Genomic DNA, 3,908 nt, shown 5'->3' with positions numbered 1-3,908 from the left:
ATCCCCTTGACGACCAGCACGACCACGTAACTGATTATCAATACGACGACTCTCATGACGCTCCGTACCAAGAACATGCAAGCCACCAAGCTCACGAACACCGTCACCTAGCTTGATATCCGTACCACGKCCGGCCATGTTTGTTGCGATCGTTACCGCACCTTGCTGACCTGCACCTTCAATAATATCAGCCTCACGCTCATGATTTTTCGCATTTAGTACGTGATGAGGAACTCGACGTTTGTTTAGTAATTTTGAAACTAGCTCTGATGTCTCAACACTTACTGTACCAACAAGCACTGGTTGTCCTTTTTTATGAAAAGCTTCAATTTCCGTGACAACCGCTTTAAATTTCGCTTCCATTGTCTTGTAAATAAGATCAGGTCGATCCTCACGCGCGATTGGTTTATTTGTTGGAATGACCATAACGTCCATTCCGTAAATATTGCGGAATTCTTCTTCTTCCGTTTTTGCCGTACCGGTCATACCAGCAAGCTTTTGATACATACGGAAGTAGTTCTGGAACGTAATCGAAGCAAGTGTCATGCTCTCACGTTGAATCTGCATGCCTTCTTTTGCTTCAATGGCTTGGTGTAGACCATCGCTGTAGCGACGACCTTTCATTAAACGACCTGTAAATTGGTCAACAATGACTACATCGCCATCTTCTACAACATAATCACCGTCACGTTGCATCACGACATGCGCTTTTAATGATTGATTTAAATGGTGATTTAATTGAACATGTTTCTGATCATATAAGTTTTCAATTCCAAAGGCGCGCTCTGCTTTTGAAACGCCTTCCTCTGTTAATTGAACTGCTTTTGTTTTTTCGTCGAACGTGTAATCTTCTTCTGCTTTCAATACACGGATAAACGAGTTTGCTTGTGTATAAAGTTGAGTAGAACGCTCAACAGAACCTGAAATGATTAATGGCGTTCTTGCTTCATCGACCAAGATCGAATCGACCTCATCGACAAGAGCAAAATTCAGTGGACGTTGCACCATCTGCTCTTTGTAAAGAACCATATTATCACGAAGATAATCAAAGCCAAGCTCGTTATTCGTGCTGTATGTAATATCTGCACGATACGCTTCTGCTTTCTCTTCTTTTGTTAACCCTGACTCATTTAAGCCAACGGTTAAACCAAGAAAACGATAAAGCTCACCCATCATTTCGCAGTCACGACGAGCTAAGTATTCATTGACTGTAACCACATGAACACCTTTGCCAGCTAACGCATTTAAATAAACAGGTAGGGTTCCAACTAATGTTTTACCTTCCCCTGTTTTCATTTCAGATATATTTCCTTGGTGCAAGGCAATACCACCTAATAGCTGCACGCGATAAGGAGTCATCCCTAGCACACGAGTAGACGCCTCTCGTACCGTAGCGAAGGCTTCTGGTAATAAATCATCTAATGTTTCGCCTTTTTCAAGACGCTCTTTATATTCTGCTGTTTTCTTTTGAAGACCGTCATCTGATAGCTTTTTCATATCATCGGCCAACGCATCAATTTGATCTACAATCTTCTCATTTTTCTTTACTTGACGCTGACTTGGATCACCGATAACTTTCTTAAGTAGTCCTAGCATTGAATTCGCCCTCTCTTCATTCAGCTCATACACACTTTTTCTATGAACGTGAAGCATTATCTCACTAACGCTAATTTTAACAGGTTAAATCTACCCTTACAAGGCAATTACCACCGCGCCGCCTAGAAGATGTCGACACAGTCCCACAGTCTTACACTTTTTGCGACATGACAGGTCTGACTTCAAAACTCTTTTCCTATTAAATAGCTTCATTTGATATAGTAGAAGGAAATAGACACACGAATGAGGAAAGAACTATGGCCAAACCGTTTAATTATGTAAAAAAGAAGAAACCTTATCAATTAAAAACTCTGATTATTCTACTTGTTTCAATTGTTGTCATTAGTGCGCTTCTGTTAACGGGGTTACTCGTTGGATATGACTCTGCTCAACGGACCGAGAGAACGTTAGAAGAAAAAGCGCAAACGATCGCCGCCACGATTGGACAAACACCTGATGTGATCAACGGCCTCCGAAACGGTGACGACGGTGGTTCTGTGCAAGCCTTTACAAAGGAAGTTCAAGCCCTTACCGACGTGCACTATATCGTCGTCATGGATATGAATAGCATTCGTCTCTCTCACCCAAATGAAGAATTAATTGGACAACGTTTTATTGGGGATGATCAAGACCGTGCTTTGGAAGGAGAATCTTACACCTCAGTGGCAGTAGGTACATTAGGAGAATCGATGCGCGCATTCGTGCCAGTTTATGATGGCGAAGAACAAATCGGAGTCGTCTCAACTGGCATTCTAACCAGTCAAATTCGCGCAACGATCTTTGATAGTCAGAAATATATTTTATACGGACTTGCCCTTGGCCTGGTTGCCGGCATGATCGGGGCCCTTCTTTTAGCGCAAAAAGTCAAAAATGCCTTAAATGGGCTTGAGCCAAGAGAAATTTCGCAACTGTTAAAAGAACGCGAAGCAATGCTGGCTTCTGTTCGAGAAGGCGTCATTGCGATTGATGATTCAGGAAAGATTGTCGTCGTAAACCGAGCAGCTTTAAGCATGTTTAATCGAGCCGGCCTAAGAGGAGACCCAATCGGGCAACATGTCGCATCCTTTATGCCTAACACACGCTTACATGATGTACTCGTTCATGAAGAAATGAAACTCGATCAACCAGAGAAGCTGAATCAAATGGAAATCGTCATCAACCATGTACCAGTCAAAACTGCTGGTAAACTTGTTGGGGCACTCGCAACATTCCGTGATAAAACCGAGCTCACTGTTATGCTCGAGCAATTATCAGGTGCTAAAACCTATGCTGAAACACTGCGTGKGCACACGCATGAGTTTATGAATAAGCTTCATGTCATTTCTGCAATGGTATACACCGAATCGTACGATGAGCTTCAATCCTATATCAACACGATCTCAGATTTTTACCAAAAAGATGTCGGCTGGATCTCAGACTATGTCAAAGACCCGGTGCTTGCAGGCTATCTTTTAAATAAGCTGAGTTTTCTTGAAGAACAAGGAGTTGAGATTGATTTAACAGGCGAGATGCCTTGGCCTTCGATTAAGCAGCCAGAAGTACTGGATTCCTWGATCACCGTCATTGGTAACTCACTCGACAATGCCTATGAAGCGATAAAGGACCAAGACGAACAAGAGCTTCAGATTGATCTCACATACTCAGATGATAACAACCTAGAGTGGACCGTTATGGATAATGGACCAGGATTAGAAACTGACCACCCAGAAACATGGCTACAAAAAAAGAAATCAACTAAAAGCGGTGATCGTGGCTACGGGATGTATTTAATCCAGGAAGCGATCACACGTACAAACGGTAAGTTAGAGATTGAATCAGAGAAAGGAGAAGGGATGACCTTTAAAGCAAGGATTTCCTATACCAACCATGATACGAGTACTTATTATTGAAGATGATCCGATGGTCGCGAAATTTAACGCCATTTTTGTTGAACGCATTCCTGAATTTAAGCTTGTCGGTGTCGCAAGAGGTATCGACGAAGGCTGGACGTACTTAAAAGAAGAACCGATTGATCTGATTTTACTCGATGTCTATATGACGAATGAAAATGGACTCGACCTATTAATGGAGTTAAGACGCGTCAATCATCCCGTTGATGTCATCGTCGTCTCCTCAGCAAACGATCGCGGCTCGATTCAAACCGCTTTGCGCTTTGGAGCGGTCGATTACTTAATTAAGCCGTTTGAATTTGATCGCTTTCAAGATGCACTCTTGCGCTACAAGCAAACCTTTACTGATATGAAAAAAGAATCGATTCAACAAGAGGAAGTCGATCGTTTATTTTTAACGAAAGGGAACTCAAATAAAGAGAT

The 3,908-nt window shown here is 42.3% G+C and carries 3 protein-coding genes; 2 read left to right on the top strand and 1 reads right to left on the bottom strand.

The features are described from left to right. The coding region (gene secA / locus AB685_RS27775) for a preprotein translocase subunit SecA (RefSeq protein ID WP_047973838.1) at window positions 1-1,596 on the bottom strand (1,596 nt) is incomplete at its 3' end. Between the two features lie 257 nt (window positions 1,597-1,853). On the opposite strand from secA, the gene dcuS reads away from it, so the two are divergent. Together dcuS and AB685_RS27765 are read left to right on the top strand one after the other, a co-directional pair. Then, window positions 1,854-3,485, top strand: coding sequence for a DcuS/MalK family sensor histidine kinase (gene dcuS / locus AB685_RS27770; RefSeq protein WP_047973837.1), 1,632 nt, complete (start codon window positions 1,854-1,856; stop codon window positions 3,483-3,485). Continuing rightward, window positions 3,463-3,908, top strand: a 446-nt coding sequence (locus AB685_RS27765; protein ID WP_047973836.1) for a response regulator, incomplete at its 3' end; no start/stop codon positions are given. The genes dcuS and AB685_RS27765, both read left to right, overlap by 23 nt.

Source organism: Bacillus sp. LL01 (assembly GCF_001037965.1).
The sequence above is the reverse complement of the archived record's forward strand: the minus strand, read 5'-3'. Positions and strand labels throughout refer to the sequence as shown.